The following is a 22866-nucleotide window of genomic DNA, read 5'->3' as shown; positions in this document are numbered from 1 at the left end:
CCACCACGAGCGAAAGCGCAGTGCCTTGCTGACCGTTGACTTCTCCCGCTTCCCGCTCGCCGCCGGCGACCGCGTGCTCGACCTGGGCTGCGGCGCCGGCCGGCACGCCTTCGAGTGCTACCGGCGCGGTGCGCACGTCGTGGCCCTCGACCGCAACGGCGAGGAGATCCGCGAGGTCGCCAAGTGGTTCGCCGCCATGAAGGAGGCCGGCGAGGCCCCCGCCGGGGCCACCGCCACCGCCATGGAGGGCGACGCCCTCGCGCTGCCCTTCCCCGACGCCAGCTTCGACGTCGTCATCATCTCCGAGGTGATGGAGCACATCCCGGACGACAAGGGTGTGCTCGCCGAGATGGTGCGCGTCCTCAAGCCCGGCGGCCGGATAGCCGTCACGGTGCCGCGCTACGGGCCGGAGAAGATCTGCTGGGCGCTCAGCGACGCGTACCACGAGGTCGAGGGCGGGCACATCCGCATCTACAAGGCCGACGAGCTGCTCGGCAAGATGGCCGAGGCCGGGCTCAAGCCGTACGGCACCCACCACGCCCATGGCCTGCACAGCCCGTACTGGTGGCTGAAGTGCGCCTTCGGCGTCGACAACGACAAGGCGCTGCCGGTGCGCGCGTACCACAAGCTGCTGGTCTGGGACATCATGAAGAAGCCCGCGGCCACCCGCGTCGCCGAGCAGCTGCTCAACCCCGTCATCGGCAAGAGCTTCGTCGCCTACGCCACCAAGCCCCACCTGCCGGCGGCCGCCGAATGACCGGCGCCGGCCGCATCGAACGCCTCGCCCTGCCCGGCGTGCTCACCGCCGAGGAGGCGGCCCGCACCGCCGCCGGCATCGCCGCCGTGCAGCGCGCCGACGGGGCCATCCCGTGGTTCCGGGGCCACCACCTCGACCCGTGGGACCACGTCGAGGCCGCCATGGCCCTGGACGCGGCCGGCGAGCACGAGCGGGCCCGGGCCGCCTACCGCTGGCTCGCCCGGCACCAGAACCCGGACGGCTCCTGGTACGCCGCGTACGCCGACGGCGCCGCCGACGAGCCCACCGACCGCGCCAAGGAGACGAACTTCGTCGCCTACGTCGCGGTCGGCGCCTGGCACCACTACCTGTCCACCGGCGACGACGCCTTCCTCGACGGCATGTGGCCCACCGTCTACGCGGCCGTCGAGTACGTCCTGACCTTCCAGCAGCCCGGCGGGCAGATCGGCTGGAAGGCCGAGGAGGACGGCAGCCGGCGCAGCGAGGCGCTGCTGACCGGCAGCTCCTCGATCCACCACGCGCTGCGCTGCGCGCTGGCCATTGCCGAGCACCGCGAGGAGCCGCAGCCGGACTGGGAGCTGGCCCTGGGGCTGCTGGGGCACGCGATACGCCACCACCCGGAGCGGTTCCTGGACAAGAGCCGCTACTCCATGGACTGGTACTACCCGGTGCTCGGCGGCGCCGTGACCGGCGTGGCCGCCAAGGAGCGCATCGAGGAGCGCTGGGACGACTTCGTGGTCCCCGGCCTCGGCGTGCGCTGCGTGGTGCCCAACCCCTGGGTGACCGGCGGCGAGAGCTGCGAGCTGGCGCTGGCCCTGTGGGCGATGGGGGAGTCCGACCGGGCCGTGGACATCCTGCGCTGGATCGGCCACCTGCGGGCCGATGACGGCATGTACTGGACCGGCTACGTCTTCGAGGACGAGGCCGTCTGGCCGCAGGAGCTGACCACCTGGACGGCCGGCTCGCTGCTGCTGGCCGCGGCGGCGCTCGGCGGCGACGAGGCGACCACGGCGGTCTTCGGCGGCGAGCGGCTGCCGGCGGGCCTGGAGCCGGAGTGCCCCTGCGGCATGGAGGCGTAATCTCCGATTCCGGTTGCGGTTCCGCTCCCGCGCTCAACGGACCCGTTCCGGCGGGGGATTGTCAGACCCCCGCCCTACAGTGGCGCCATGACTCTCTTCAGCCATGAGCGTTACTGTGCCGAGGTCCTGGAGCAGACCGCTCGGATCCGCGAGCTGCTGCGCGGAGCCGACCTCTCCGCCACCGTCCCCACCTGCCCCGACTGGACCCTCGCCCAGCTCGTGCTGCACCTCAGCAGCGCGCACCGGGGCGTCGCCGAGCGGGTGCGCGACCGGGTGACCGAGTTCGTCCCGCCCAAGGGCGACGTCTCCGGTGTCGAGGGCGCCGAGAAGTTCGACGCCGACTCCCTCGACCGCTGGCTGGCCGAGGGCGCCGAGATGGTGGTCGAGGCCCTGCGCGAGGCCGGACCGGACGCCGACGTGTGGACCTTCGGGCGGGAGCAGAAGACCCGCTTCTGGGCCCGCCGCATGACGCACGAGACGGTGATGCACCGGGCCGACGTCGCCGCCACCGTCGGCGCCGATTTCACCGTCGCCCCCGACATCGCCGCCGACTGCCTCGACGAGTGGCTGGAAGTCATCACGTCCCCCCTCGCCAAGGCATGGAAGCCGGTCCTCGGGGAGCTCACCGGCCCCGGCCGCACCCTGCACCTGCACGCCACGGACACCCCGGCCGAGCTGCAGGCCGAATGGCTCATCGACGCCACGGGCGAGGAGGTGCAGTGGCGGCGGTCCCACGAGAAGGCGGCCGTCGCCGTGCGCGGCCCCATGACCGACGTCCTGAGCGTCTTCTACCGCCGGCTGCCCGCCGACACCGACCGGGTGGAGATCCTCGGCGACCGCGCCGTGCTGGACCACTGGCTGGAGCGGACCGGCTTCTGATGTGATCAGCCCATGAGAGCGAGGCCGTTCCCGCGCCGCCGTGCGCTGTCCGCCGTCCTGGCGCTGCTGCTCGCCACCGCGTGCGGCGGCACCGGTGGCGGCCCCGCGGGCCCCCGTGCGGGCGCGCCCGGCGTGGGCGACCCGCTCTTCCCGGACCTGGGCAACGGCGGTTACGACGTCGGCCACTACGGCCTGACCCTCGACTACGACCCCGCCACGGGCCGGCTGCGCGGCACCGCCGTCATCACCGCCGACGCCAGGGAGGACCTCGCCTCCTTCAACCTCGACCTCAAGGGCCTGACCGTCCGCAGCGTGCGGGTCGGCGGCGAGGACGCCCGTACGACGCGCAAGGGCGGCGAGCTGACGGTCGTCCCGGCCAAGCCGCTGAAGAAGCACGCCGGCTTCCGGACGGTCGTCGTCTACGAGGGGGAGCCGCAGCAGATCACCGACCCCGACGGCTCCACCGAGGGCTGGGTCGCCACCGACGGCGGCGCGGTGGGCCTGGGCGAGCCGGCCGGCTCGACGGCCTGGTTCCCCGGCAACCACCACCCCTCCGACAAGGCCACCTACGACATCACCGTCACCGTGCCCGAGGGCTTCACGGCCGTCGCCAACGGCGAGCCGACCTCCACCGAGCGCGGGCCCGGCGGCCGCACCACCTTCACCTGGCACACCGGGCAGCAGATGGCGAGCTACCTGGCCACCGTCGCCGTGGGCCGGTTCGCCGTCACCACCGCCAGGACCCCGCACGGCCTGCCCGTGTACGTCGCGGCCGCCCCCGGGCAGGCCGACGCCGCGGCCCGCACCGCCGCCCTGCTGCCGCAGGTCCTCGACTGGGGCGGCCGCCTGTTCGGCCCGTACCCCTTCTCCTCCACCGGCGCGGTCCTCGACAGCAACCCCGAGGTCGGCTACGCGCTGGAGACCCAGCCCAAGCCGTACTTCCACGCCGCCCCCGACGACCGGACCGTCGTGCACGAGGTGGCCCACCAGTGGTTCGGCAACTCGGTCACACCCCGCACCTGGCGCGACATGTGGCTCAACGAAGGCTTCGCCACCTACGCCGAGTGGCTGTGGGAGGAGCAGCACGGCGGCCGCACCGCCCGGCAGATCTTCGCCGACCACTACAGCGGCAAGGACCCGCAGAGCCGGGGTATCTGGGCCTTCCCGCCCGACGCCCCCACCGCCCGTACCGTCTCCGACCCACCGGTCTACGGGCGCGGCGCGATGGTCCTGCACAAGCTGCGCGAACGGCTCGGGGACCGCGCGTTCTTCGCCGTCCTGCAGCGCTGGACGCAGCTGTACCGCTACTCCAACGCCGGCACCGACTCCTTCGTCCACCTCGTCGAGAGCACGGCGGGCAAGAAGGAGGCCGACGAGGTCTTCGCCACCTGGCTGCACGGAGCTGGCAAGCCGGCCTCGCCCGGGGACTAGGCGGCGCCCAGGGCGCCCCGGGGCGGCGTGTCGGCTGCGGGCCGTCGGTGGCCGATCGCGCAGTTCCCCGCGCCCCTTACGGGGCGCCCTGGTCAGCGCCCCGTAGGGGCGCGGGGAACTGCGCGACAAGCCACGACGCGTCCGCAGATGGAATACCGTGCTCCGCCTGCACCCCGTCGGCGCAGCCTTAATCGTTCAGCTCGGCCAGCACCGTCAGCGTTTCCTCGTCCCGCGCCGTCACCAGCAGGTCGGTCACCGGGCCGGCGCGCCACGTCTCCAGCCGTTCGGCGATCCGCTCGCGCGGGCCGACCAGCGAGATCTCGTCGGCGAAGGCGTCGGGCACCGCCTCGGCCGCCTCCTCCCGCCGCCCGGAGAGGAACAGCTGCTGCACGCGCCGCGCCTCCTCCTCGTACCCCATTCGGCCCATCAGGTCCGCGTGGAAATTACGGGCCGCGTGCCCCATGCCCCCCACGTACAGCGCCAGCATCCGCTTCACCGGCCGCAGCCCCTCGGCCACGTCCGCGCACAGGTGCACCTGGGCCATCGGCGCCACCACGAAGCCCTCGGGCCGGCTCGCGAGGGCTTCGGCGTACAGGCCGGTGCGCTCCGGCGACCAGTACAGCGGCAGCCAGCCGTCGGCGATGCGGGCCGTCTGGGCCACGTTGCGCGGCCCCTCGGCCCCCAGCAGTACCGGCAGACCCGTGCGCAACGGGTGGGTCATCGACTTCAGCGAGCGGCCCAGCCCGGTGCCGCCCGGCCCGCGGTAGGGCAGCGGGTGGTAGCGCCCGTCGAGCGCCACGGGGGCCTCACGGCGCAGCACCTGCCGTACCACGTCCACGTACTCCCGGGTCGCGGTCAGCGGGCTGTCCGGGAACGGCCGCCCGTACCAGCCCTCCACCACCTGCGGCCCCGACAGGCCCAGCCCCAGCAGGAGGCGGCCGCCCGAGAGGTGGTCCAGGGTCAGCGCGTGCATGGCCGTCGCGGCCGGTGAGCGGGCCGCCATCTGGGCCACGGCCGTGCCCAGCCGGATCCGGCGCGTGTGGGCGGCGATCCAGGTCAGCGGGGTGAAGGCGTCCGACCCCCAGGACTCCGCGGTCCACACCGAGTGGTAGCCGAGCCGCTCGGCGTGCAGGGCGAGCTCCAGTTGGCGGGGCGCGGGCCGCCGGCCCCAGTAGCCGAGGGCGAGACCGAGCCGCATGCCGCCACCTCCCGTGCCTGAACCGACCGGGCGTCAGGTGACTGTACGGGCGCCACCCGCCCCGGACAAGACGGCGGCCCGCCGGGAAGAACCCGGCGGGCCGCGTCGGTCGAGCGGGGCGCGTCAGCCGCGCTGGATGCCCGAGGTGTCCTGCAGCAGGCCGCGACGGCCGTCCTGCGTCTGGGCCACCAGCGCCTGACCGCGCTGGTCCACCGCCAGGTACCAGGTGCCCGGCACCAGCTCGGAGATCTGCGTCGGCGAACCGTCCTCCGCGAACAGCGGACGACCCACCGGCACCGCGAACCAGAACGGGGCGAACGGCTCGCCCCCGCCGGCCGCCGGCTGCGCCGCACCGGCGGCCGGCTGCGGCGCCTGCGCCTGTGCCGGCTGCGGCTGCTGCTGCACCGGCTGGCCCGGCTGGGCCTGCGGGCCCGGCTGCGCGCCGCCGTACGGCTGCGTCTGGTCCGGGGCACCGTACGGCGACGGGGCACCGGCACCCGGCATCCCGCCCTGGCCCGGGTAGCCGTAGCCCGCGGGCGCGCCCGGCGCACCGTAGGGCGCGGGGGCCGGCTGCGGGGCGCCCATCAGCGGCGCCTTCAGGGCCGGGGTGCGCGGGGTGAGCACCGCCACCGCCGCCAGCAGCAGGTTGGCGATGAGCCCCAGGATCTGGCCGACGCCGGGCGAGACCTGCTCCACGTCGGGACCGCCGAAGATGGTCCACAGCGAGGACCACGTCGCGAACACGGCCAGCGCGATGCCCCACTGGTCGAGGCTCAGGCCCACGAGCTTGCGGCCCTCGGGCTGGAAACGGGCGGCGACGATGAGTGCGGCGGCGATGATCCCGGCGAGGAAGATCGACGGCAGTACGGGGAAGAGTTCGGGCTTCCAGCCGTTGGGCTCCTTCGGGCAGCCGAAGGAGGACTGACCGCAGTCGTAGGAGCGGAAGCTGAGGAACGAGGCGATGAACAGCAACACCGCTGCTCCGATCACCCCGCCGTCGCCTCGAGTGAGGGAGCGGATGTTCACCTGGGATCCTTATGTCAGTGCTGTCAGTAATCGTCGCTGTCGCCGGTACGCGGGATGCCAAAGCGCGCGCGGGCGCGGGGGTGGCGGCCACCCATCGTACGGGGAGCACCACCGCCGGGCCGTCCGGGCGTCCGCTTCGTATCACCCTCGTGACACGCGCGGCACCCCGCCGGTCGCGCCCGCCGGTCCCTACCCGTGCAGGAAGTCCGTAATGCCGTCCGCGATCCCCTGCGCCGCCTTCCGGCGCCAGTCGGCATCGGTCAGCAGGGCCGCGTCCTGGGCGTCGCGCATGTTGCCGCACTCGATGAAGACCTTCGGCACCACCGAGAGGTTGAGGCCGCCGAGGTCGCTGCGGGTGTCCAGGCCCGTGCCCTTGCCGATGTAGTTGGACGGCGCACTGCCCGTCGTCCGCACGAAGTTCCCCGCGATCCGCGCGCCCAGCTCCTTCGACGGCCCCACGATCCGCGACGTGTCCGCGGCCCCGGCCTGCACCAGTGCGGGCAGGATCACATGGAATCCGCGCTGGCCGGGCGCCGCCCCGTCGGCATGGATCGACACGGCCGCATCACCGTGGGCCTTGTTGCCGATGTCCGCCCGCTCGGTCACGCACGGCCCGTACGGCCGGTCGCCGTCGTGCGTCAGCGTCACCGACGCGCCCCGCGAGAGCAGGATGTCCCGCAACCGGTGCGCCACGTCGAGGCTGAAGGCGGCCTCCGCGTACCCCGCGTTGGTCTCGGTGCCGGTCGTGTCGCACTCCTTGCGGCCGTTGCCCACGTCGACCTGACGGTTGATCTCGGCGGAGTGCTCCGCGTTGTGGATGTTGTGGCCGGGGTCGACCACCACGACCTTCCCCCGGAGCGGACCGTCCTTCGCCGCCTCGGGGGCGGGCGCCGCAACGGACGGCGAGGGGACGGCGGACGACGACGCGGGAGCCGGCGAGGCCGGTGCCTGCGTGCTCGCCGAGGTCGCGGGCGCCGGACGGGCGGGCGCCGACGCGGCCCCCGCGGGCCGCGCATCGGCGCCGGCGCCGCCGCCGCAGCCCGCCGCCCCGCCGGCCAGGAACACCACTGCCAGCCCCGCGACGAGACGCCGGGTCACCGAGGGAACGCTGCCTATGGACACGCGGGCGATGCTAGCGCCGCCGCTCAGATCCCGAGACCCGTACGCCGCAGTACGCGCAGCGAGCGCGTCACCGAGACCTCCGTGAACGCCCCGGACTCGAGCGCCCTGCGGTACACCCGGTACGGCGCCTGGCCGCCGTCCGCCGGATCCGGGAAGACGTCGTGGATCACCAGCAGGCCACCGGGCGCGACGTGCGGGGCCCAGCCCTCGTAGTCCGCGTTCGCATGCTCGTCCGTGTGCCCGCCGTCGATGAACACCAACCCCAGCGGAGCCCCCCACAACGCCGCCACCTGCGGCGACCGGCCCACCATCGCCACCACGTGCTCCTCCAGCCCGGCCCGGTGCAGCGTCCGGCGGAAGACGGGCAGCGTGTCCATCCGGCCCACCTCGCCGTCCACGAGCGAGGCGTCGTGGTACTCCCAGCCCGGCTGCTGCTCCTCGCTGCCGCGGTGGTGGTCGACGGTCACTGCGACGAGCCCCGCCGCACGAGCGGCGCCGGCCAGCAGGATCGTCGAACGCCCGCAGTACGTCCCCACCTCCAGCAACGGCAGCCCGAGCGCGAGGGCGTCCTCCGCGGCGGCGCACAGGGCGAGCCCCTCGTCGAGCGGCATGAACCCCTTGGCCGCCTCGAACGCGGCGACGACGGTGGGCTGCGGTGCCATGGGGTTGTCCTCACTGTGCGGTGCCTTGTCGGTGCTCATGCTGCCGCACGTGCGGGCGGGGGGCTGCCGCGGGGTGGTGCTGCCCGGCAGGCACCGGCAGGTGTGCCCTCCGGCCCCCTACAGCCAGCCGTTCTGGCGCGCGGCCCGCACCGCTTCCATCCGGTTCCGCGTCTGCGTCTTCCCGATCGCCGCCGACAAGTAATTCCGCACCGTCGCCGGCGACAAGTGCACCCGCGCCGCGATGTCGGCGACCGTCGCCCCGTCGACGGCCGCGCTGAGCACGTCGCGTTCCCGCTGCGTGAGCGGGTTGGGCCCGGCGCTGAGGGCCGCGGCGGCCAGTGCGGGGTCGATGACGCGTTCGCCGGCGAGGGCGCGGCGGATGGCCGCGGCGAGGTCCTCGACGGGTCCGTCCTTGACGAGGAAGCCGCAGGCGCCGGCTTCCATGGCCCGGCGCAGGTAGCCGGGCCGCCCGAAGGTGGTCAGTATCAGGACGCGGCACTGCGGCAGCCGCGCGCGCAGGTCGGCGGCGGCGTCGAGGCCGCTGCGGCCGGGGAGTTCGATGTCCAGGAGGGCGACGTCGGGTTGCTCGGCCAGGGCCCGGGGCAGGATGTCGTCGCCGTTGCCGACCTGGGCGACGACCTCCATGTCGTCCTCCAGGCCGAGCAGCAGTGCCAGCGCACCGCGCATCATGCCCTGGTCCTCGGCCAGCAGGATCTTCGTCCGCCGGTTATGCTCGGTGCTCACGCGGCGCGTTCCTCCTCGTTGTCGTCCACCGGCAGTTCGGCCACGAGCCGGAATCCGCGTCGCCCGTCGGGGCCGGCGGTCAGGAAGCCGCCTGCGGCGGCGAGTCGTTCGGTCAGGCCCTTCAGGCCGGTGCCGGGTGTGCCGGAGCCCGACCCTACGCCGCACCCGTCGTCGCCGATCTCCAGATGGACGCGGTCGGTCTCGCCGCGTACTTCGATGGTGCAGTGGCCGGCGCCGCTGTGCCGGACGACGTTGGTGACCCCCTCGCGCACGACCCAGCCGAGCAGGGCCGCGGTCTGGGGCGGCAGGGGCGGGCCGGACTGGTTGACGTCGGTGGTGATGCCGGAGGCGTCCAGGAGGGAGCGGGCGCGCTCGAGTTCGGTGGTGAGGCTGCCCTCGCGGTAGCCGGTGACGGCCTCGCGGATCTCGGTGAGCGCCTGGCGGCCGACGGCTTCGATGTCGGCGGCCTGGCCCATGGCGGCGTCGAGGTCGCGGGGCCCGAGGCGGCGTACGGCCTCGGCCTTGACGACGATGACGGACATGGTGTGGCCGAGCAGGTCGTGCAGGTCGCGGGAGAAGCGCAGGCGTTCGCGCTCGACGGCGGAGCGGGCGAGTTCCTCGCGGGTGGCGCGCAGTTCGGCGACGGTCTCGAAGAGCCGCAGCACGGCCGCCGTGACCAGACCGGAGAGGACGGTTCCGTAGCCGACGGCGACGGAGTTCTCCACGCTGCCGTGGAAGCCGGCGATGACCCCCGCCGACCCGGCGAAGCCCAGGACCGCGATGCCGAGCATCCGCTCGCCGCGCAGCACGATGCCGGAGGCCAGGGACAGGACGGGGAAGCACAGCAGCCAGTCGCCGCCGTAGCCGATCGTCAGGGCGTACGTGCTCAGGACCAGCCCGAGCAGCAGCAGACGGGGCAGCGGTGTGCCCAGGCGCCTGCGGTCGAGGCCGTGGACGACGGCGCCGATGTAGAAGCCGGCGAAAAGGACGACTCCGGCGCCGCCGAGCCAGGGCAGGGGCAACTCGCCGCCCACGAGGTCCTGGACGTCGCCGGAAATCATGAACAACCACGGCAGGAAGGCGAACTTGCCCGGGGGTTTGTGGCGGGCGATGTCGTCGATGCCGCCCTGGGCGGACGCCCTCAGCCTCTTACGCATGCCCGCATCGTAGGCAGGCGGCCGACGTGCCCGGCAGGAGCGAATGTCGTGCGCCACCCGTGACATTTGTCTTCCCACGCCACCGGCTTTGGGCTATACATGAGGGCCGTTGAATAGAACGCGTTCTACTCGCTTGCGTTCGAGTCCGTTGCGTTCGAGTCCGTTGCGTTCGAGACGGCGATAGGAGTACCGCCTCCATGCCCATCGACCCCGCCCAGGCCCTCGCCGCCGCCCCCCGCACCGCCACCCTCGCCTGGGACCACAAGGACGTCCTGCTCTACCACCTGGGCATCGGCGCCGGCACCCCGGCCACCGACCCCCAGGAGCTGCGCTACACCCTGGAGAGCCGGCTCCATGTGCTGCCCTCCTTCGCGACCGTCGCCGGCGGCGGCCGCGCCGTGGCCGGCGGGCTGGACTGGCCGGGCGTCGACGTCGACCTCGCCGCGGTGCTGCACGGCGGGCAGACCGTCACCGTCCACCGGCCCCTGCCCGTACGGGCGCAGCGGGCGACGCAGACCGCGCGCGTGCGCGCCGTCCACGACAAGGGCAAGGCCGCCGTCATCGTGCTGTCCTCCGACGTCGCCGACGAGGCCGGCCCGCTGTGGACCAGCACCAGCGAGATCTTCGTCAAGGGCGAGGGCGGCTTCGGCGGCGAACGCGGCACCACCGCCCGCCTGCAGACCCCGGCCACCGCCCCCGACCTGACCGCCGAGCGGCCCACCCGCGAGGACCAGGCCCTGCTCTACCGCCTGTCCGGCGACTGGAACCCGCTGCACGCGGACCCCGAGTTCGCCAAGCTCGCCGGCTACGACAGGCCCATCCTGCACGGGCTGTGCTCCTACGGCATCGTCCTCAAGGCCGTCGTCGACACCGCGCTCGACGGCGAGGTCGGCCGCGTGCGCTCGTACGCCACCCGCTTCGCCGGCGTCGTCCTGCCCGGCGAGACCCTGCGCGTGCGCATGTGGCGCGACACGCCCGGCCCCGGACGCATCCAGGTCACCGCCACCGCCGTCGAGCGCGACGACGCGCCCGTGCTGACGGACACGGTCGTCGAGCACTCCTGAGGTCTGTCTCCTCGCCCCGTGAAGGGAGCCCTCCCCATGCGCGCCGCCGTCCAGCACAAGACCGGGCAGGACCGCCTGGAAGTCCTCGACGACGTCGAGGCCACCGGCTTCGGGCCCGGCAAGGTCAAAATCCGCGTCCGCGCCGCCGGACTGTGCCACTCCGACCTGTCCGCCATGTCCGGCGTCCTGCCGCAGCACGCCCCGTTCGTCCCCGGCCACGAGGGCGCCGGCGACGTCCTCGCCACCGGCGACGGCGTCACCCACGTCAAGCCCGGCGACCGGGTGCTCGTGTGCTGGCTGCCCGCCTGCGGCAGCTGCCCCGCCTGCCGGCGCGGCCAGAGCCAGCTGTGCCTGAAGGGCCTCGCCGAGGGCGCCGCCCCCAACTTCCGCCACCGCACCACCGACCTGTACGGCTTCGCCGGCACCGGCACCTTCGCCGAGGAACTCGTCGTCGGCGCCCGCTGCGCCGTACCCGTCCCCGACGACGTCCCCTACGAGATCGCCGCCCTCATCGGCTGCGGCGTCACCACCGGACTGGGCGCCGCCCTCAACACCGCACGGGTCACGGCCGGCTCCTCGGTCGCCGTCATCGGCTGCGGCGGCGTCGGCATCAGCGCCGTCCAGGGCGCCCGCGTCGCCGGCGCCGCCCAGATCGTCGCCGTCGACCCCGTCGAGTCGCGCCGCGACGCGGCCCTGCGCCTGGGCGCCACCGAGGCCGTCGCCCCCGAGGGCCTGCGCGACGCCGCCGCCCGCATCACCGGCGGCGAGGGCTTCGACTACGTCTTCGAGGTCGTCGGCAAGGCCGCCACCGCCCGCACCGCCTACGACGCCACCCGGCGCGGCGGCACGCTGTGCGTGGTGGGGGCCGGCGCCATGGACGACCACTTCTCCCTCAACATGTTCGAGCTGTTCTTCGACGAGAAGAAGATCCTGCCCTCCCTGTACGGCGGCGGGGACGTCCTGCGCTCCTACGAACGCGCCATCGCCCTGTGGCGCGCCGGACGCGTCGACCTCGAAGGTCTCATCACCCACCGCGTCCCCCTCGCCCGCGTCAACGACGCCCTCGACCAGATGCGCAGCGGCGAGGCCCTGCGCACCTGGGTGATGCTGTGAACGCCGCCCTCGAAGGCAGGACCGCGATCGTCACCGGCGCCGGCCGCGGCCTCGGCCGGGCCGAGGCCCTCGAACTCGCCCGCCACGGCGCGAACGTCGTCGTCAACGACCTCGGCAGCCCCGGCCGCGACGGCACCGGCGCCCCCTCGCCCGGCCCGGCCCAGGACGTCGTCGAGGAGATCCGCGCGGCCGGCGGGCAGGCCGTGGCCCACACGGGCGACGTCTCCGACTTCGCCGCGGCGCGGGAGCTGGTGCAGCTGGCCGTCGACACGTACGGCTCGCTGGACGTCCTCGTCAACAACGCCGGCATCCTGCGCGACCGCATGGTCTTCTCCATGACCGAGGAGGAATGGGACTCCGTCCTGCGCGTCCACCTCAAGGGCCACTTCACCACCGTGCGCTTCGCCGCGGCGTACTGGAGGGAACGCGCCAAGGCCACGGGCGCCCCCGTCCACGGGCGGATCGTCAACACATCGTCGGAGGCGTTCCTGGCGGGCTCGGCGGGCCAGCCGAACTACGCGGCGGCCAAGGGCGGCATCATCGGCCTCACCACCTCGACGGCGGCGGCCCTGCGCAAATACGGCGTGACGGCCAACGCGATCTGCCCCCGGGCCCGCACCCGCATGACGGAAGACCTCTTCGGCACACCCCCGCCCGGCCTCGACCCCCTCTCCCCCGACCACGTGGCCCCCCTGGTCGCCTACCTGTCCTCACCGGCGGCGGCGACGGTGACGGGCCAGGTGTTCGTGGTGCACGGCGGCCTGGTGGCGGTGATGGAGCGCCCCCGAGTGGCGGCAACCTTCGAGACGAAGTCCGACACCTTCACGGTCGAGGAACTCGACGGCCTCCTCTCCCCGTACTACGCGAGGCGCGACCCGGGCGAGGGCTTCGCGGCCCCGGAGGTGCTGGGGCTGCGGCGGGGTGGGTGAACGGGGACACCGGATTCGACTCCGGCGAGTGACGGCCCTCCACAACGCGAAAGCCCCGCTGATCCGGTGGGCGCCGGTTCAGCGTTTCCCCGGCGTTTCAGGGCCTCCTTCACGAGTGGCGTCGTCAGGCTGACGGGGGCCGCTGGGTCACCGAGCAGACGATCAGCAACGTGCCTCTGACCGCGGCCGAGGCCGAAGCGGCCCGGGACGGACGGCCAAGCGTCCGGTCTCCGGCCACCGGTGAGCCGAGCCGCCGGGCCGTCGGCCGTTCCCCTAAGAAGACGCGTCGTACCAGAGCGTGAACCGAGCTTGCTCCGGGGTGTACCGCCACGGCTGGCCGGAAGCGTGCCGGAGGTACTGGGCGGTCCACGCCAGGACGTGCCAGCCCAACGACAACTCGGGCAGGACGAACCGGCCGTCGGGGCCACGGCGCCAGGTGGGGCCGATGGCCACCGGATCGATGACGCCCGGCGGAAGAGCCTCGGCGGAGGCGGCGGCCACCCCTTCGTGGAGACAGGCGTCAGGCGCCCAGAGCGGCCCGGTAATCCGCGATGGCGGTCGCGCCGGCCGGGGTCTCCTGCCCGGCCGCCGCGCGCACCAGCTCGACGCCGTCCTTGTTACGCCGCCGGCGCTCAGCAGAACGCTTCGACGCCGGTCCGCGGGCCCTGGGGGCCGGGCCGACAGGCTGAGGCGAGGCGCCGCCCACGGCTGATTCCGTCCTCTTGTGCTAATGACCGCCCGGTCGAGGTAATCCCGCCTTGCGACATTGAGTATTCCCTGATCAAACAACAGGCTGTGAGGTAAGCGCGGTAAGTCCCGATTCGAAGGGATGTGCCATGACTTCACGATGTATGAGGCGGCGGCTGTTCGGAACCGTTGTGCCCGCTCTCGCCACGCTGGGACTGCTGGTGGGTTTGCCCACGAGCGCGCAGGCGGCGAACGGCCAGTTCGTGTACACCCGGGCCGACACGGGGGCGAACATGTCACTCGTCAGCCCGCCGAACGACCAGTGCCTGGCGCTTGCCGGCGGTGCGAGCAGGGCCAGCAACGGCACGGACACCACGGCGGTCGTGTACGCGGACTCCTCATGCCAGCAGCCGCTGGCGATCGTCGGCGCGCAATCGTCCTGGCAGGGGTCCACGACTCCCGCCCGGAGCGTGCGCTTCGGCTCCGCGTAGACCGACACCAGGCTGCGTGAGACGCGAGGGCACACCCGGATGGCAGCCTCGAAGGAGAGCCGACCTCGTTCTCCGGGGGCCATGTTCCGGTCGATGAGGTAGGCGCGCACTTCGCGGAGGTCGACGAGGGCGCGGCCGGTGTGGTCGTACCCTCTGCGCTCGACGTGGCCGCGTCGGATCCACTGGCGGCGGCGACGGTGTCGCAGATGATCGGTGGGGGTGTCGGGGACACGTGCGTCTGCCTCCTCCCGGGTACGCCGAAAGCCTCGTCGGCGGGGCCAACGGGGCTTTCGAGTGATCACTGTTCCCCGGTATGCGGGCACGCGGGGGCGCTGTTGACGAGTGTGACACGAGATGAGAGAACCCGGAACAGCCTCGTTTGAGGGGCGGGCGGGTAACTGCGCCGGTCCTCCCGGAACCCGCAGGAAGGTTCAGGTTTCCTTCCTCTTGCCGTCTATCCATTCGAATGACCGAACGTTCTTTTGGATCTCGGCAGTCTCGAAAGGGTGCCCGTGATCGTTGATCACATAGGTTCCCGATGTTTTTCCGTCCGCCCATTCGAGCCTTGCGTCCCACTTGCAGTGCCCGCTCGGAATCACCGTAACGAGCAGGATGGATGGGTCGGTTGATGTGACCTTGTACGGGAACTTGAGCTCGTCCGAGCGCTCGTTGCTTGGCAGCGCAGGCCGTGTGACCCAGTACGGCGCACTCATATCGAAATTGACGGCCCCATAGTGGTAGGTCGCCCCGTTGCCGCAAGCGCGCCCGAGATTGACGTGCGTACCCTCGACCGGCTTCTTCTTTTCTACGAGGCGAAAGGTGAGGCTCTTCAGGATGACGGCCGACCTCACCGCTTTCGCGGTAACTACCATGTGCAGCTTGACCGGGCCGGCAGGGACGGCGCCGAAAGCATCCGGATCCTGGTCCCAGGTGTGGCCCTGGATGCGCTTGCCGGCTCCGGGAGGGGTGTTCATGAGCTCGCTGTCGGGACTGTGCGGGTAGATCCAGCCGGCCGAATTGCAGTCGCTCCCTTGCTCGACGCTGACGTCGATCCCGGTTGGCTCGCCGAAGACCTTTTCCTTGACGTCAGTCCCTACCTGCGTCACAACGAAGCCGATGACAGCCACCACGGCTGCACCGAGTCCGGCGAGCACCTTCTTTTTGGCGCCTTTCCAAAAAGATCCATCCTCGTCCGGCCGGCCCCCACCTCCGGGCGGCTGGCCTCCGCCTTGACTGTCATCTGACATTGTCACCCCCGAGCGAACCGTGAAGTGTCAGGGAGGAGCCTGTCGCGACGGAGGAACTCCGTCCCGTCCGTTCAGGGTGTCAGCTTGTATGAGTAGTGGCGGTGGTCCGCAGCGAAACTCCCCGAAGGGGTGGCTTCGTATAAGCAGAGTTGACAATCGGTCGCAGAAGAAGGCGCTTGGCGTCCGCTTGGGACCCAATGTCATATATGAGTGGAGAGCGTGTGTCGCGTCTGGGGATGGCCGGAGTCCTCCTCTCGAATGGACTCTTACTCAGAGAACGTGATCAGGGCGGCGAGGTCTATGGGGTCCCAAGAACCTCGACACCCGCGGTATCGCGTAGCTTCCGCGGCCTGAGCGTCGGCTCCGGGCTACGGCAGGGGGGAGACGTTCGGGCTCTCGCCGGACGACATCGACGGCGACGTCATCACGGTGACCCGGCAGGTCGTCAAGGTCAACGGCCGGCTGGCGTTCGCTCCGCCAAAGGGCAACAAGACCCGCGAGGCGCCTTGCCCACCCGAGCTCGCTGCCGCTGTTGACGCGCGTGCGGCTGAGTTCGGCACGGTCGAGGTGACGTTGCCGTGGGTGGATCCCGACCGGGCGAACCTGCCGTGGAATGAGCGTCCCCTCGTGACGGTGCGAGTTCTGGTCACCACCACGCGTGGCGGCGCCATCAACCGGTCCACGTTCGACGGCAAGCAGTGGAAGCCCGCTCTGGTAGAGGCCGGGGTGATCCCTCCGCCGAAGGTGACGGTCATCCCCCGCCCGGGGAAGCGCCCTCTGGAACGAGTACTCGGGCCGAAACTCCCCAGATACTCCCCACGGGGCAAAATAAAGCCCCTCAGCTCTGCGTTTCCGCAGGTCAGAGGGGTGTGAGGCGGACGAGTCGGCCTGTACGCCGGGTTCTGTCTCCCGGGGGCCTTGCGGCCGCCGGGGAGGCGGTCATCCATCTAGGCCTGCCGTTGCCGACAGGCTCGTGCGGTCTACCCGCGGACTCGGGCGGGCAGCCCTCGAACATCCGCGCAGGGCCGCCGTGGCGGCCCCTCTTGACCTTGCTCCGGGTGGGGTTTACCGAGCCGTCCGGGTCACCCCGGACGCTGGTGGTCTCTTACACCACCGTTTCACCCTTACCGAGGGCACGAGGCCCCCGGCGGTCTGTTTTCTGTGGCACTGTCCCGCGGGTCACCCCGGGTGGGCGTTACCCACCACCCTGCCGTGTGGAGCCCGGACGTTCCTCGGAGGATCCTTCGATCCTCCGCGACCGCCCGGCCGGCTCGTCCGCCGTGCCGACCATGGTACCGGCCGCTCACACCGGGGCGAACCCGGCCTCGGCCCTGCCCGGGTCGGCGGCGGTCACGCGGACGCGCAGCCGGCGGCCGAGGGGCAGTGGGGGGCCGTCGGCGGGGCCCTCGACGCGGCCGGCGACGGCCGGGTCGTAGAGGTGGACGGTGCCGGCCGTGGGGCGGGAGGGGACGACGTCGACGACGTACGCGTCGAAGATCTCGCCGATGCGGTCGCGCAGCAGTGCGGCCTCCACCAGGTCCACGCATGCGCGCTCCGCCTGCGCCGCCCGCCGGGCGCCGCGCTCCATCTGCGCCGGCAGCGCCTCCAGCGCGGCGCGCACCCACTCGGGGGGTGCGGTGCCGGCCGCGGCGGCGAGGACCAGTTCGTTCGCGTAGCGGTCGGCGAGGCGGCGCAGCGGGGCGGTGCAGTGGGCGTACGGGGCGGCGACCGCGGCGTGGACCGGGTCGGCGGGGCGGGGCAGCGCCGCCGGGCGGTCGCGGTCGAAGACGGCGTACCCGGCGCCGCTCAGCAGTGCGGTGCATTCCTGCAGGAAGGCCGCGTGCTGGCTGTCGGTGGGGTCGAGGGCCCGTACGAGCACGGCGTACGGCATGTCCTGCGGCCACGGCACCCCGAGCGAGCGGGCCACGCGGCGCAGCCGGTCGGCTGCGTCGGGCGGGGCGGCCCGCAGGGTGCGCAGGATGCCGGTGCCCGCGTCGAGCATCAGGCGGGCGGCAGCCATGCCGGTCATCAGGGACAGCTGGGCGTGCCAGCGCTCCACGGGCAGCGGGGCGCGGTACTCCGGCGTGTACCGCCCGTCCCCGCGCCGCACGACCACGCGTTCGGGCACGTGCAGCGATAGTCCGCCGCGTTCGCGTTCGAGCTGCTCGCGCAGTTCGCCGATCTCGCGGAGCAGCCGCAGCGGCTCCTCGGCCGTGCCGGAGTCGAGCCGCCGCTGGACGCCCGCGTAATCGAGGCGGGCCCGGCTGCGCACGGTGGCGCGGCGTACGTCCGTCCTGGTCGGGCGACCGTCGGCGTCGAGGTCCAGTTGCCACAGGACGGCGGGACGGTCGTGGTCGGGCAGCAGGCCGGCCGCGTCCTCGGCGAGGATCCCGGGGTGCAGGGGGATGCGCAGGTCCGGGTAGTACAGGGTGAGGGCGCGCGCGTGGGCCTCGGCGTCCAGGGCGCCGCCGGGCCGGACGAAGGCGGCCACGTCGGCGACGGCGTAGTGGACGCGGTAGCCGCCGCCGGGCCGGCGGGCCAGGGACACCGCCCGGTCGAGGTCCTTCGAGCCGGGCTGGGCGATCGTGAAGAGCGGTAGATCCGTCGCGTCGTGCGCGGGCATGGCCGGCCGCCGTGCCGCCTGCTCGGCCTCCTGCAGCACGGCGGGCGGGAAGGCCGCGGGGACGGCCGTGCGCGTCCGCAGCTCGTGCAGGGCGGACAGCAGCGGGCCGTGCTCCCTGTCCGTCACGGCCAGCGGGCGGCGGGGCATGGCACCGAGCCTAGGCACGCGGCGAGCGCCCGGCACGGCGAGTGCGGCGTACGGCGTCGGGGTGCGGCGGCGTTAGGGTGCACACGGCTGACCGACGCCGAAGCCTTCCGTCCCCATCGAGGAGAGATACGACCGTGCTCGTGCTGTTGCCGCCGTCCGAGGGGAAGGCCACCGGGGGTACCGGTGCCGCGCTGGAGATCGCGGGACTGTCCCTGCCGGGCCTGCGCGAGGCCCGCGAGAGGGTGCTCGGCGAGCTGGTGGAGCTGTGCTCCGGCGACGAGGACAAGGCGGCGGAGGTGCTGGGCCTCAGCCAGGGCCTGCGCGGGGAGATCGCCAAGAACGCGGCGCTGCGCACCGCCCCCACCCGCCCGGCGGCCGAGGTCTACACGGGCGTCCTGTACGACGCGCTGGACCTGGCCACGCTGCCCGCCGCCGCCCGGCGCGCGGCCGAGCGCTCCCTGCTGGTGTTCTCGGGCCTGTGGGGCGCGGTGCGCATCGGCGACGCCATCCCCTCCTACCGCTGCTCGATGGGCGTGAAGCTGCCCGGCCTCGGCGCCCTGGGCGCCTTCTGGCGCGGGCCGATGGCCGAGGTGCTGCCGGAGGCGGCGGGCTCGGGGCTGGTCCTCGACCTGCGTTCGGCGGCGTACGCCACCGCCTGGAAGCCCAAGGGCGAGCTCGCGGGCCGTACGGCCACGGTGCGCGTCCTGCACGCCAAGGTCGTCGGCGGCGTCGAGAAGCGGTCGGTGGTCAGCCACTTCAACAAGGCGACCAAGGGCCGCATCGTCCGTGACCTGCTGACCTCGGGCTCGGCCCCCGCCACCCCGGCCGAACTCGCCGAGGCGCTGCGGGAGCTGGGGTACGTGGTCGAGCAGGGCGCGAAGCCCGGCGCACTGGACGTCGTGGTGACCGAGCTGTAGCAGCCGAGCTGTTGGTGACCGAGCTGTAGTCCGCATCCCGCCACTCGTGGGGGTGGCGGGCGGGTGACCGGCTGACAGAAGGTGAACGACGGTGACCGCCGTCCCGCTAACCTGCTGCCTGCCATGAACGATTTCGTTGATGAAGCACGCTCGCGAGTCGCACACCTGCTCAGGATGGCCAACACCGACGACGACCGGATCAGGGCACAGATCATCGAGTACGCCGACAGCACGCCCGAGCCGCCGGTGATAAGCAGGGGCGCGGGCATCGTCACCACCGGGTGCGCCCGCTGCCGGCGCACGGCCTGGCGGCAGCACGACTGCGAGGGGCCCATGTGGGTGTGCGGAACGTGCGGTCACGTGGAGCCGATCACCCTGCGGTGCCCGCAGTGCGACCTCGACATGACGCCGCCGCGCGTGGGCGCGCCCGACCGGTGGGAGTGCCCGGGCTGCGAGCGGGTGGCGTCGACGGTTCCGTAGAAGTCGACGGTTCCCTGGAAGACGCGGTCACACCCGCAGGTGCGACGTGTCGTTGAGCAGGCGCAGCGACGCGTTGCCGTCGGCGTAGTAGGCCACCGCCGACAGCGAGGCCGCCGACAGTTCCATGCGGAAGGCCGACTCCGGCGGGGCGCCCAGGGCCAGCCGTACGAGCGTCTTGACCGGGGTCACGTGCGTCACCAGCAGCACCGTGCGCCCCGCGTACCGGGCGATGAGCCGGTCCCGGGTGACGGCCACCCGGCGGGCGACGGCCGCGAAGCTCTCGCCGCCGCCGGTGGGGGCGGCCTTGGCCGAGGCGAGCCAGGCGTCGAGGTCCTCGGGGAAGCGCTCGCGGACCTCGCCGAACGTCAGGCCCTCCCAGGCGCCGAAGTCGGCCTCGCGCAGGCCGTCCTCGACGCGTACGTCCAGGCCCAGCCGGCCCGCGACGGCCTCGGCCGTCTCGCGGCAGCGCCGCAGCGGGGAGGTGACGATCGCCTGGATGGTGCCGCGCGCGGCGAGCGCGGCCGCGGCCGCGCTCGCCTGGCGGCGGCCGGCGGGCGAGAGGGCGGGGTCGCTGCCGCCGGAGCCGGAGAAGCGTTTCTCGGGCGTCAGGGCCGTCTCGCCGTGCCGCAGCAGCACGAAGGTGGTGGGTGCACCGAGGTCGGCCGGTGCCGCCCAGCCGACGGGTGCGGCCTTGGGCTCGGCCAGGGGCTCGGCGACGGGCACCTCGACGGCGTGGGTGGCCGTGGTGCCGGCCGCGGCGGAGGCCGCGACCGCGAGTCCGGCCGACGAGCGGCCCGGCTCCCACTGCCGGCCCGCCTTGCCGGCGTCCATGGCCTCGTTGGCGAGGCGGTCGGCGTGCTTGTTCTCCTCGCGGGGGATCCACTGGTAGGAGACGTTGCCGGGCGGGAGGATCCGCTGGGCCCGGGCGGCGAGCGGCTTCATGTCCGGGTGCTTGATCTTCCAGCGGCCCGTCATCTGCTCGACGACGAGCTTGGAGTCCATCCGCACCTGGACGCTCGCCTCCGCGTCGAGCGCCCGGGCGGCCTCCAGTCCGGCGATCAGGCCCTTGTACTCGGCGACGTTGTTGGTGGCCCGCCCGATGTACTCGGCGGCCTCCGCCAGCGTCTGCCCGGTGGCCGCGTCGCGGACGACCGCGCCGTAGCCGGCGGGGCCGGGGTTGCCGCGGGAGCCGCCGTCGGCCTCGACGATGAAGCGGTGGGGCATCGTGTTCGCTTTCGTTCCGGCCTTCGCCACGGCTCCGCCGGGGCCTACAGCCCCGACTCGGGCGTACGGACGAGGATGCGGCGGCAGTTCTCGCAGCGCACGACGGCGTCGGGGGCGGCGGAGCGGACCTCGTTGAGCTCGGTGATGTTGAGCTCCAGGCGGCAGCCCTCGCAGCGGCGCTGGTACAGGCGGGCGGCACCGACGCCGCCGGACTGGGCGCGCAGCTTGTCGTACAGCTTGATCAGGTCCGCCGGGATGGAGTCGGCGACGACCTCGCGCTCCTTGGTGACGGTGGCGATCTCGGCGTCGATCTGCGCGGTGGCGGCGTCCCGGCGGGCGACGGCATCGTTGACCTTGGCCTGGACGGACTCCACGCGGCCGGTCAGCTCGCGGACCCGCTCCTGGGCGGCCTCGCGGCGCTCCATGACCTCGAGGACGACGTCCTCCAGGTCGCCCTGGCGCTTGGCGAGGGAGGCCACCTCGTGCTGGAGGTTCTCCAGGTCCTTGGGGGACAGGCCGGCGCCGGAGTCCAGGCGCTGCTGGTCGCGGGCGGCGCGCTGGCGGACCTGGTCGACGTCCTGCTCGGCCTTCGTCTGCTCGCGGGCGCAGTCGCTCTCCTCGGTCTGCGCGGCGACGAGCAGGTCGCGGTGCTGGGTCAGGTCGCCTTCGAGGGCCTGGATCTCGGCGTGCTCGGGCAGGGCCTTGCGCTTGTGGGCGAGCTGGGTGAGGCGGACGTCCAGGGCCTGGAGGTCGAGGAGGCGGATCTGGTCGGCGGGCGCGGCGTTCAGTTGGGGGCTCCTGGGGTTACTGGTGATGGGCGGACGACGCCGCGTGGGCGGTCCAGGGGTCGGTGACCGTGCGGCTGACGTGGGTGCGCAGGCCCCAGCCGTACCGGTCGGAGATCTCGTCGAGCTGGGCCGCGGCCTGCTCGGTCCAGGGCCACTCGGTGGCCCAGTGCGCCGCGTCGATGAGCGCCAGCGGGCTGTGCTGCTGGGCCTCCGAGGCGGGGTGGTGGCGCAGGTCGGCGGTGACGAAGGCGTCGACGCCCGCGGCGCGGACCTCCGCGAAGAGGGAGTCGCCGGAGCCGCCGCACACGGCGACCGTACGGATGAGGCGGTCCGGGTCGCCGGCCGCGCGGACGCCCTGCGCGGTGGCGGGCAGGCGCTTGGCGACGCGCTCGGCGAACTCCGCCAGCCGCACCGGCGGGTCGAGCTCGCAGATCCGGCCCAGGCCCCGGCGGCCGGCCGGATCGCTCGCGTCGGGCACGAGGGGGCCGGTCACGCGCAGGTCGAGGGCGCCGGCCAGGGCGTCGGAGACGCCGGGATCGGCGCTGTCGGCGTTGGTGTGCGCGACGTGCAGCGCGATGTCGTTCTTGATCAGGGTGTGCACGATGCGGCCCTTGAAGGTGCCGGCCGAGACCGTCGTCGTCCCCCGCAGGTACAGCGGGTGGTGGGCCACGATCAGGTCGGCGCCGAGCTCCACGGCCTCGTCGACGATCTCCTGCACGGGGTCGACGGCGAACAGGACCCGGGTGACCGGGGCGTCGGGGTCGCCGCAGACCGTGCCGACGGCGTCCCACTGCTCGGCCCGCTCCGGCGGCCAGAGGGCTTCGAGGGCGGCGATCACTTCAGACAGTACGGGCACGGGGAAAGGCTACCTGGCCGCGTGCCCCGGGCGGCCTCCTCGGTGGCCGTCCGGCAAGCACACCCACCCTGCGTGTCTCGGGAAAACGGAAAACTCACCACCCGTACGCGTGAAGCCGCGGGGGTCGCAGGGTTCGGCGGGACGCCCGATAACTACGTTCTGTGCCGGAGGTGACGTTTCTCATGACGGTCTGTGCTCCCCCTGGCACCCCGGCCCCCTCTGATCCACAGAGTCCTCCGGGCCCC

At 73.1% G+C, this 22866-nt stretch carries 22 protein-coding genes and 1 other RNA gene; 11 read left to right on the top strand and 12 right to left on the bottom strand.

Annotation, left to right across the window (positions count from 1 at the left end):
* Positions 1 to 25 precede the first annotated feature (25 nt).
* From AC27L3_RS09815 to AC27L3_RS09800, 4 genes are all read left to right on the top strand, one after another.
* A complete protein-coding gene (locus tag AC27L3_RS09815; RefSeq protein WP_487233607.1) occupies positions 26 to 757 on the top strand; it encodes a class I SAM-dependent methyltransferase in 732 nt (243 codons plus the stop codon).
* Positions 754 to 1836, top strand: a complete 1083-nt coding sequence (locus AC27L3_RS09810) for a prenyltransferase/squalene oxidase repeat-containing protein (protein WP_487233606.1) — start codon at positions 754 to 756, stop codon at positions 1834 to 1836. Before AC27L3_RS09815 ends, AC27L3_RS09810 begins: the two co-directional genes overlap by 4 nt.
* Before the next feature lie 87 nt (positions 1837 to 1923).
* Complete coding sequence (locus AC27L3_RS09805; protein WP_487233605.1) at positions 1924 to 2715, top strand: maleylpyruvate isomerase N-terminal domain-containing protein; 792 nt, start codon at positions 1924 to 1926, stop codon at positions 2713 to 2715.
* A gap of 12 nt (positions 2716 to 2727) precedes the next feature.
* Positions 2728 to 4146 (top strand): M1 family metallopeptidase, encoded by a 1419-nt coding sequence (locus tag AC27L3_RS09800; RefSeq protein WP_487233604.1) that lies wholly within the window; start codon positions 2728 to 2730, stop codon positions 4144 to 4146.
* Positions 4147 to 4333: 187 nt separating this feature from the next.
* Here the strand turns inward: AC27L3_RS09800 and AC27L3_RS09795 are convergent, their stop codons facing one another.
* The 6 genes from AC27L3_RS09795 to AC27L3_RS09770 form a co-directional block, all read right to left on the bottom strand.
* Complete coding sequence (locus tag AC27L3_RS09795; RefSeq protein ID WP_487233603.1) at positions 4334 to 5344, bottom strand: LLM class F420-dependent oxidoreductase; 1011 nt, start codon at positions 5342 to 5344, stop codon at positions 4334 to 4336.
* A gap of 123 nt (positions 5345 to 5467) precedes the next feature.
* On the bottom strand, positions 5468 to 6370 hold the full coding sequence (locus tag AC27L3_RS09790; RefSeq protein ID WP_487233602.1) for a DUF5336 domain-containing protein: 903 nt from the start codon (positions 6368 to 6370) through the stop codon (positions 5468 to 5470).
* A gap of 189 nt (positions 6371 to 6559) precedes the next feature.
* Positions 6560 to 7492: an N-acetylmuramoyl-L-alanine amidase gene (locus AC27L3_RS09785; protein ID WP_487233601.1), complete on the bottom strand. Its 933-nt coding sequence runs from the start codon at positions 7490 to 7492 to the stop codon at positions 6560 to 6562.
* A gap of 23 nt (positions 7493 to 7515) precedes the next feature.
* Positions 7516 to 8193, bottom strand: coding sequence for a class I SAM-dependent methyltransferase (locus AC27L3_RS09780; RefSeq protein ID WP_487233600.1), 678 nt, complete (start codon positions 8191 to 8193; stop codon positions 7516 to 7518).
* Positions 8194 to 8271: 78 nt separating this feature from the next.
* On the bottom strand, positions 8272 to 8898 hold the full coding sequence (locus AC27L3_RS09775; protein ID WP_487233599.1) for a response regulator transcription factor: 627 nt from the start codon (positions 8896 to 8898) through the stop codon (positions 8272 to 8274).
* Positions 8895 to 10055 (bottom strand): sensor histidine kinase, encoded by a 1161-nt coding sequence (locus AC27L3_RS09770; protein ID WP_487233598.1) that lies wholly within the window; start codon positions 10053 to 10055, stop codon positions 8895 to 8897. The genes AC27L3_RS09775 and AC27L3_RS09770 overlap by 4 nt, the downstream gene beginning before the upstream one ends.
* Positions 10056 to 10252: 197 nt before the next feature.
* Here AC27L3_RS09770 and AC27L3_RS09765 point away from each other — a divergent pair, with 197 nt between their 5' ends.
* From AC27L3_RS09765 to AC27L3_RS09750, 4 genes are all read left to right on the top strand, one after another.
* Complete coding sequence (locus AC27L3_RS09765; protein WP_487233597.1) at positions 10253 to 11119, top strand: MaoC/PaaZ C-terminal domain-containing protein; 867 nt, start codon at positions 10253 to 10255, stop codon at positions 11117 to 11119.
* A gap of 36 nt (positions 11120 to 11155) precedes the next feature.
* Positions 11156 to 12232, top strand: a complete 1077-nt coding sequence (locus AC27L3_RS09760; RefSeq protein WP_487233596.1) for a Zn-dependent alcohol dehydrogenase — start codon at positions 11156 to 11158, stop codon at positions 12230 to 12232.
* Positions 12229 to 13161 carry a 3-oxoacyl-ACP reductase gene (locus AC27L3_RS09755; RefSeq protein WP_487233595.1) on the top strand — a complete coding sequence of 311 codons (933 nt, stop codon included), beginning with the start codon at positions 12229 to 12231 and terminating at the stop codon, positions 13159 to 13161. Before AC27L3_RS09760 ends, AC27L3_RS09755 begins: the two co-directional genes overlap by 4 nt.
* A gap of 980 nt (positions 13162 to 14141) precedes the next feature.
* Positions 14142 to 14339: a hypothetical protein gene (locus AC27L3_RS09750; RefSeq protein WP_487233594.1), complete on the top strand. Its 198-nt coding sequence runs from the start codon at positions 14142 to 14144 to the stop codon at positions 14337 to 14339.
* Between the two features lie 431 nt (positions 14340 to 14770).
* Here the strand turns inward: AC27L3_RS09750 and AC27L3_RS09745 are convergent, their stop codons facing one another.
* The gene (locus AC27L3_RS09745) at positions 14771 to 15493 is read right to left on the bottom strand and encodes a hypothetical protein (RefSeq protein WP_487233593.1); all 723 of its coding nucleotides are present in this window, start codon (positions 15491 to 15493) and stop codon (positions 14771 to 14773) included.
* A gap of 522 nt (positions 15494 to 16015) precedes the next feature.
* On the opposite strand from AC27L3_RS09745, the gene AC27L3_RS09740 reads away from it, so the two are divergent.
* On the top strand, positions 16016 to 16459 hold the full coding sequence (locus tag AC27L3_RS09740) for a hypothetical protein (protein ID WP_487233592.1): 444 nt from the start codon (positions 16016 to 16018) through the stop codon (positions 16457 to 16459).
* 2 nt (positions 16460 to 16461) lie between these two features.
* On the opposite strand, the gene rnpB is transcribed toward AC27L3_RS09740, so the two are convergent.
* Positions 16462 to 16860: RNase P RNA component class A (rnpB, locus tag AC27L3_RS09735), an RNA gene on the bottom strand.
* 29 nt (positions 16861 to 16889) lie between these two features.
* Complete coding sequence (locus tag AC27L3_RS09730; protein ID WP_487233591.1) at positions 16890 to 18356, bottom strand: RNB domain-containing ribonuclease; 1467 nt, start codon at positions 18354 to 18356, stop codon at positions 16890 to 16892.
* A gap of 134 nt (positions 18357 to 18490) precedes the next feature.
* Here AC27L3_RS09730 and yaaA point away from each other — a divergent pair, with 134 nt between their 5' ends.
* Both yaaA and AC27L3_RS09720 read left to right on the top strand, forming a co-directional pair.
* Positions 18491 to 19273 (top strand): peroxide stress protein YaaA, encoded by a 783-nt coding sequence (gene yaaA / locus AC27L3_RS09725; RefSeq protein WP_487233590.1) that lies wholly within the window; start codon positions 18491 to 18493, stop codon positions 19271 to 19273.
* Between the two features lie 174 nt (positions 19274 to 19447).
* Positions 19448 to 19753: a hypothetical protein gene (locus AC27L3_RS09720; RefSeq protein ID WP_365965473.1), complete on the top strand. Its 306-nt coding sequence runs from the start codon at positions 19448 to 19450 to the stop codon at positions 19751 to 19753.
* Between the two features lie 27 nt (positions 19754 to 19780).
* On the opposite strand, the gene AC27L3_RS09715 is transcribed toward AC27L3_RS09720, so the two are convergent.
* Genes AC27L3_RS09715 through AC27L3_RS09705 form a run of 3 tightly spaced genes read right to left on the bottom strand, consistent with a single transcriptional unit; the run spans position 19781 to position 22621 of the window.
* On the bottom strand, positions 19781 to 20977 hold the full coding sequence (locus tag AC27L3_RS09715) for a bifunctional RNase H/acid phosphatase (RefSeq protein WP_487233589.1): 1197 nt from the start codon (positions 20975 to 20977) through the stop codon (positions 19781 to 19783).
* Between the two features lie 44 nt (positions 20978 to 21021).
* Positions 21022 to 21765, bottom strand: a complete 744-nt coding sequence (locus AC27L3_RS09710; RefSeq protein WP_487233874.1) for a zinc ribbon domain-containing protein — start codon at positions 21763 to 21765, stop codon at positions 21022 to 21024.
* Between the two features lie 16 nt (positions 21766 to 21781).
* Positions 21782 to 22621 (bottom strand): Nif3-like dinuclear metal center hexameric protein, encoded by an 840-nt coding sequence (locus tag AC27L3_RS09705; RefSeq protein WP_487233588.1) that lies wholly within the window; start codon positions 22619 to 22621, stop codon positions 21782 to 21784.
* Positions 22622 to 22866 lie beyond the last annotated feature (245 nt).

The sequence above is a fragment of the Streptomyces sp. PKA51 genome, assembly GCF_057552455.1.
This window is presented reverse-complemented; position numbering and strand designations above follow the sequence as displayed.

What these genes read in the sequence shown, in the direction of transcription:
- AC27L3_RS09810 (WP_487233606.1), top strand. Translation starts at nt 754, where the DNA reads ATGACCGGCGCCGGCCGCATCGAACGCCTCGCCCTGCCCGGCGTGCTC.
- AC27L3_RS09805 (WP_487233605.1), top strand. Translation starts at nt 1,924, where the DNA reads ATGACTCTCTTCAGCCATGAGCGTTACTGTGCCGAGGTCCTGGAGCAG.
- AC27L3_RS09800 (WP_487233604.1), top strand. Translation starts at nt 2,728, where the DNA reads ATGAGAGCGAGGCCGTTCCCGCGCCGCCGTGCGCTGTCCGCCGTCCTG.
- AC27L3_RS09795 (WP_487233603.1), bottom strand. Translation starts at nt 5,344, where the DNA reads ATGCGGCTCGGTCTCGCCCTCGGCTACTGGGGCCGGCGGCCCGCGCCC.
- AC27L3_RS09780 (WP_487233600.1), bottom strand. Translation starts at nt 8,193, where the DNA reads ATGAGCACCGACAAGGCACCGCACAGTGAGGACAACCCCATGGCACCG.
- AC27L3_RS09770 (WP_487233598.1), bottom strand. Translation starts at nt 10,055, where the DNA reads ATGCGTAAGAGGCTGAGGGCGTCCGCCCAGGGCGGCATCGACGACATC.
- AC27L3_RS09765 (WP_487233597.1), top strand. Translation starts at nt 10,253, where the DNA reads ATGCCCATCGACCCCGCCCAGGCCCTCGCCGCCGCCCCCCGCACCGCC.
- AC27L3_RS09760 (WP_487233596.1), top strand. Translation starts at nt 11,156, where the DNA reads ATGCGCGCCGCCGTCCAGCACAAGACCGGGCAGGACCGCCTGGAAGTC.
- AC27L3_RS09750 (WP_487233594.1), top strand. Translation starts at nt 14,142, where the DNA reads ATGTCACTCGTCAGCCCGCCGAACGACCAGTGCCTGGCGCTTGCCGGC.
- AC27L3_RS09730 (WP_487233591.1), bottom strand. Translation starts at nt 18,356, where the DNA reads ATGCCCCGCCGCCCGCTGGCCGTGACGGACAGGGAGCACGGCCCGCTG.
- AC27L3_RS09720 (WP_365965473.1), top strand. Translation starts at nt 19,448, where the DNA reads ATGGCCAACACCGACGACGACCGGATCAGGGCACAGATCATCGAGTAC.
- AC27L3_RS09715 (WP_487233589.1), bottom strand. Translation starts at nt 20,977, where the DNA reads ATGCCCCACCGCTTCATCGTCGAGGCCGACGGCGGCTCCCGCGGCAAC.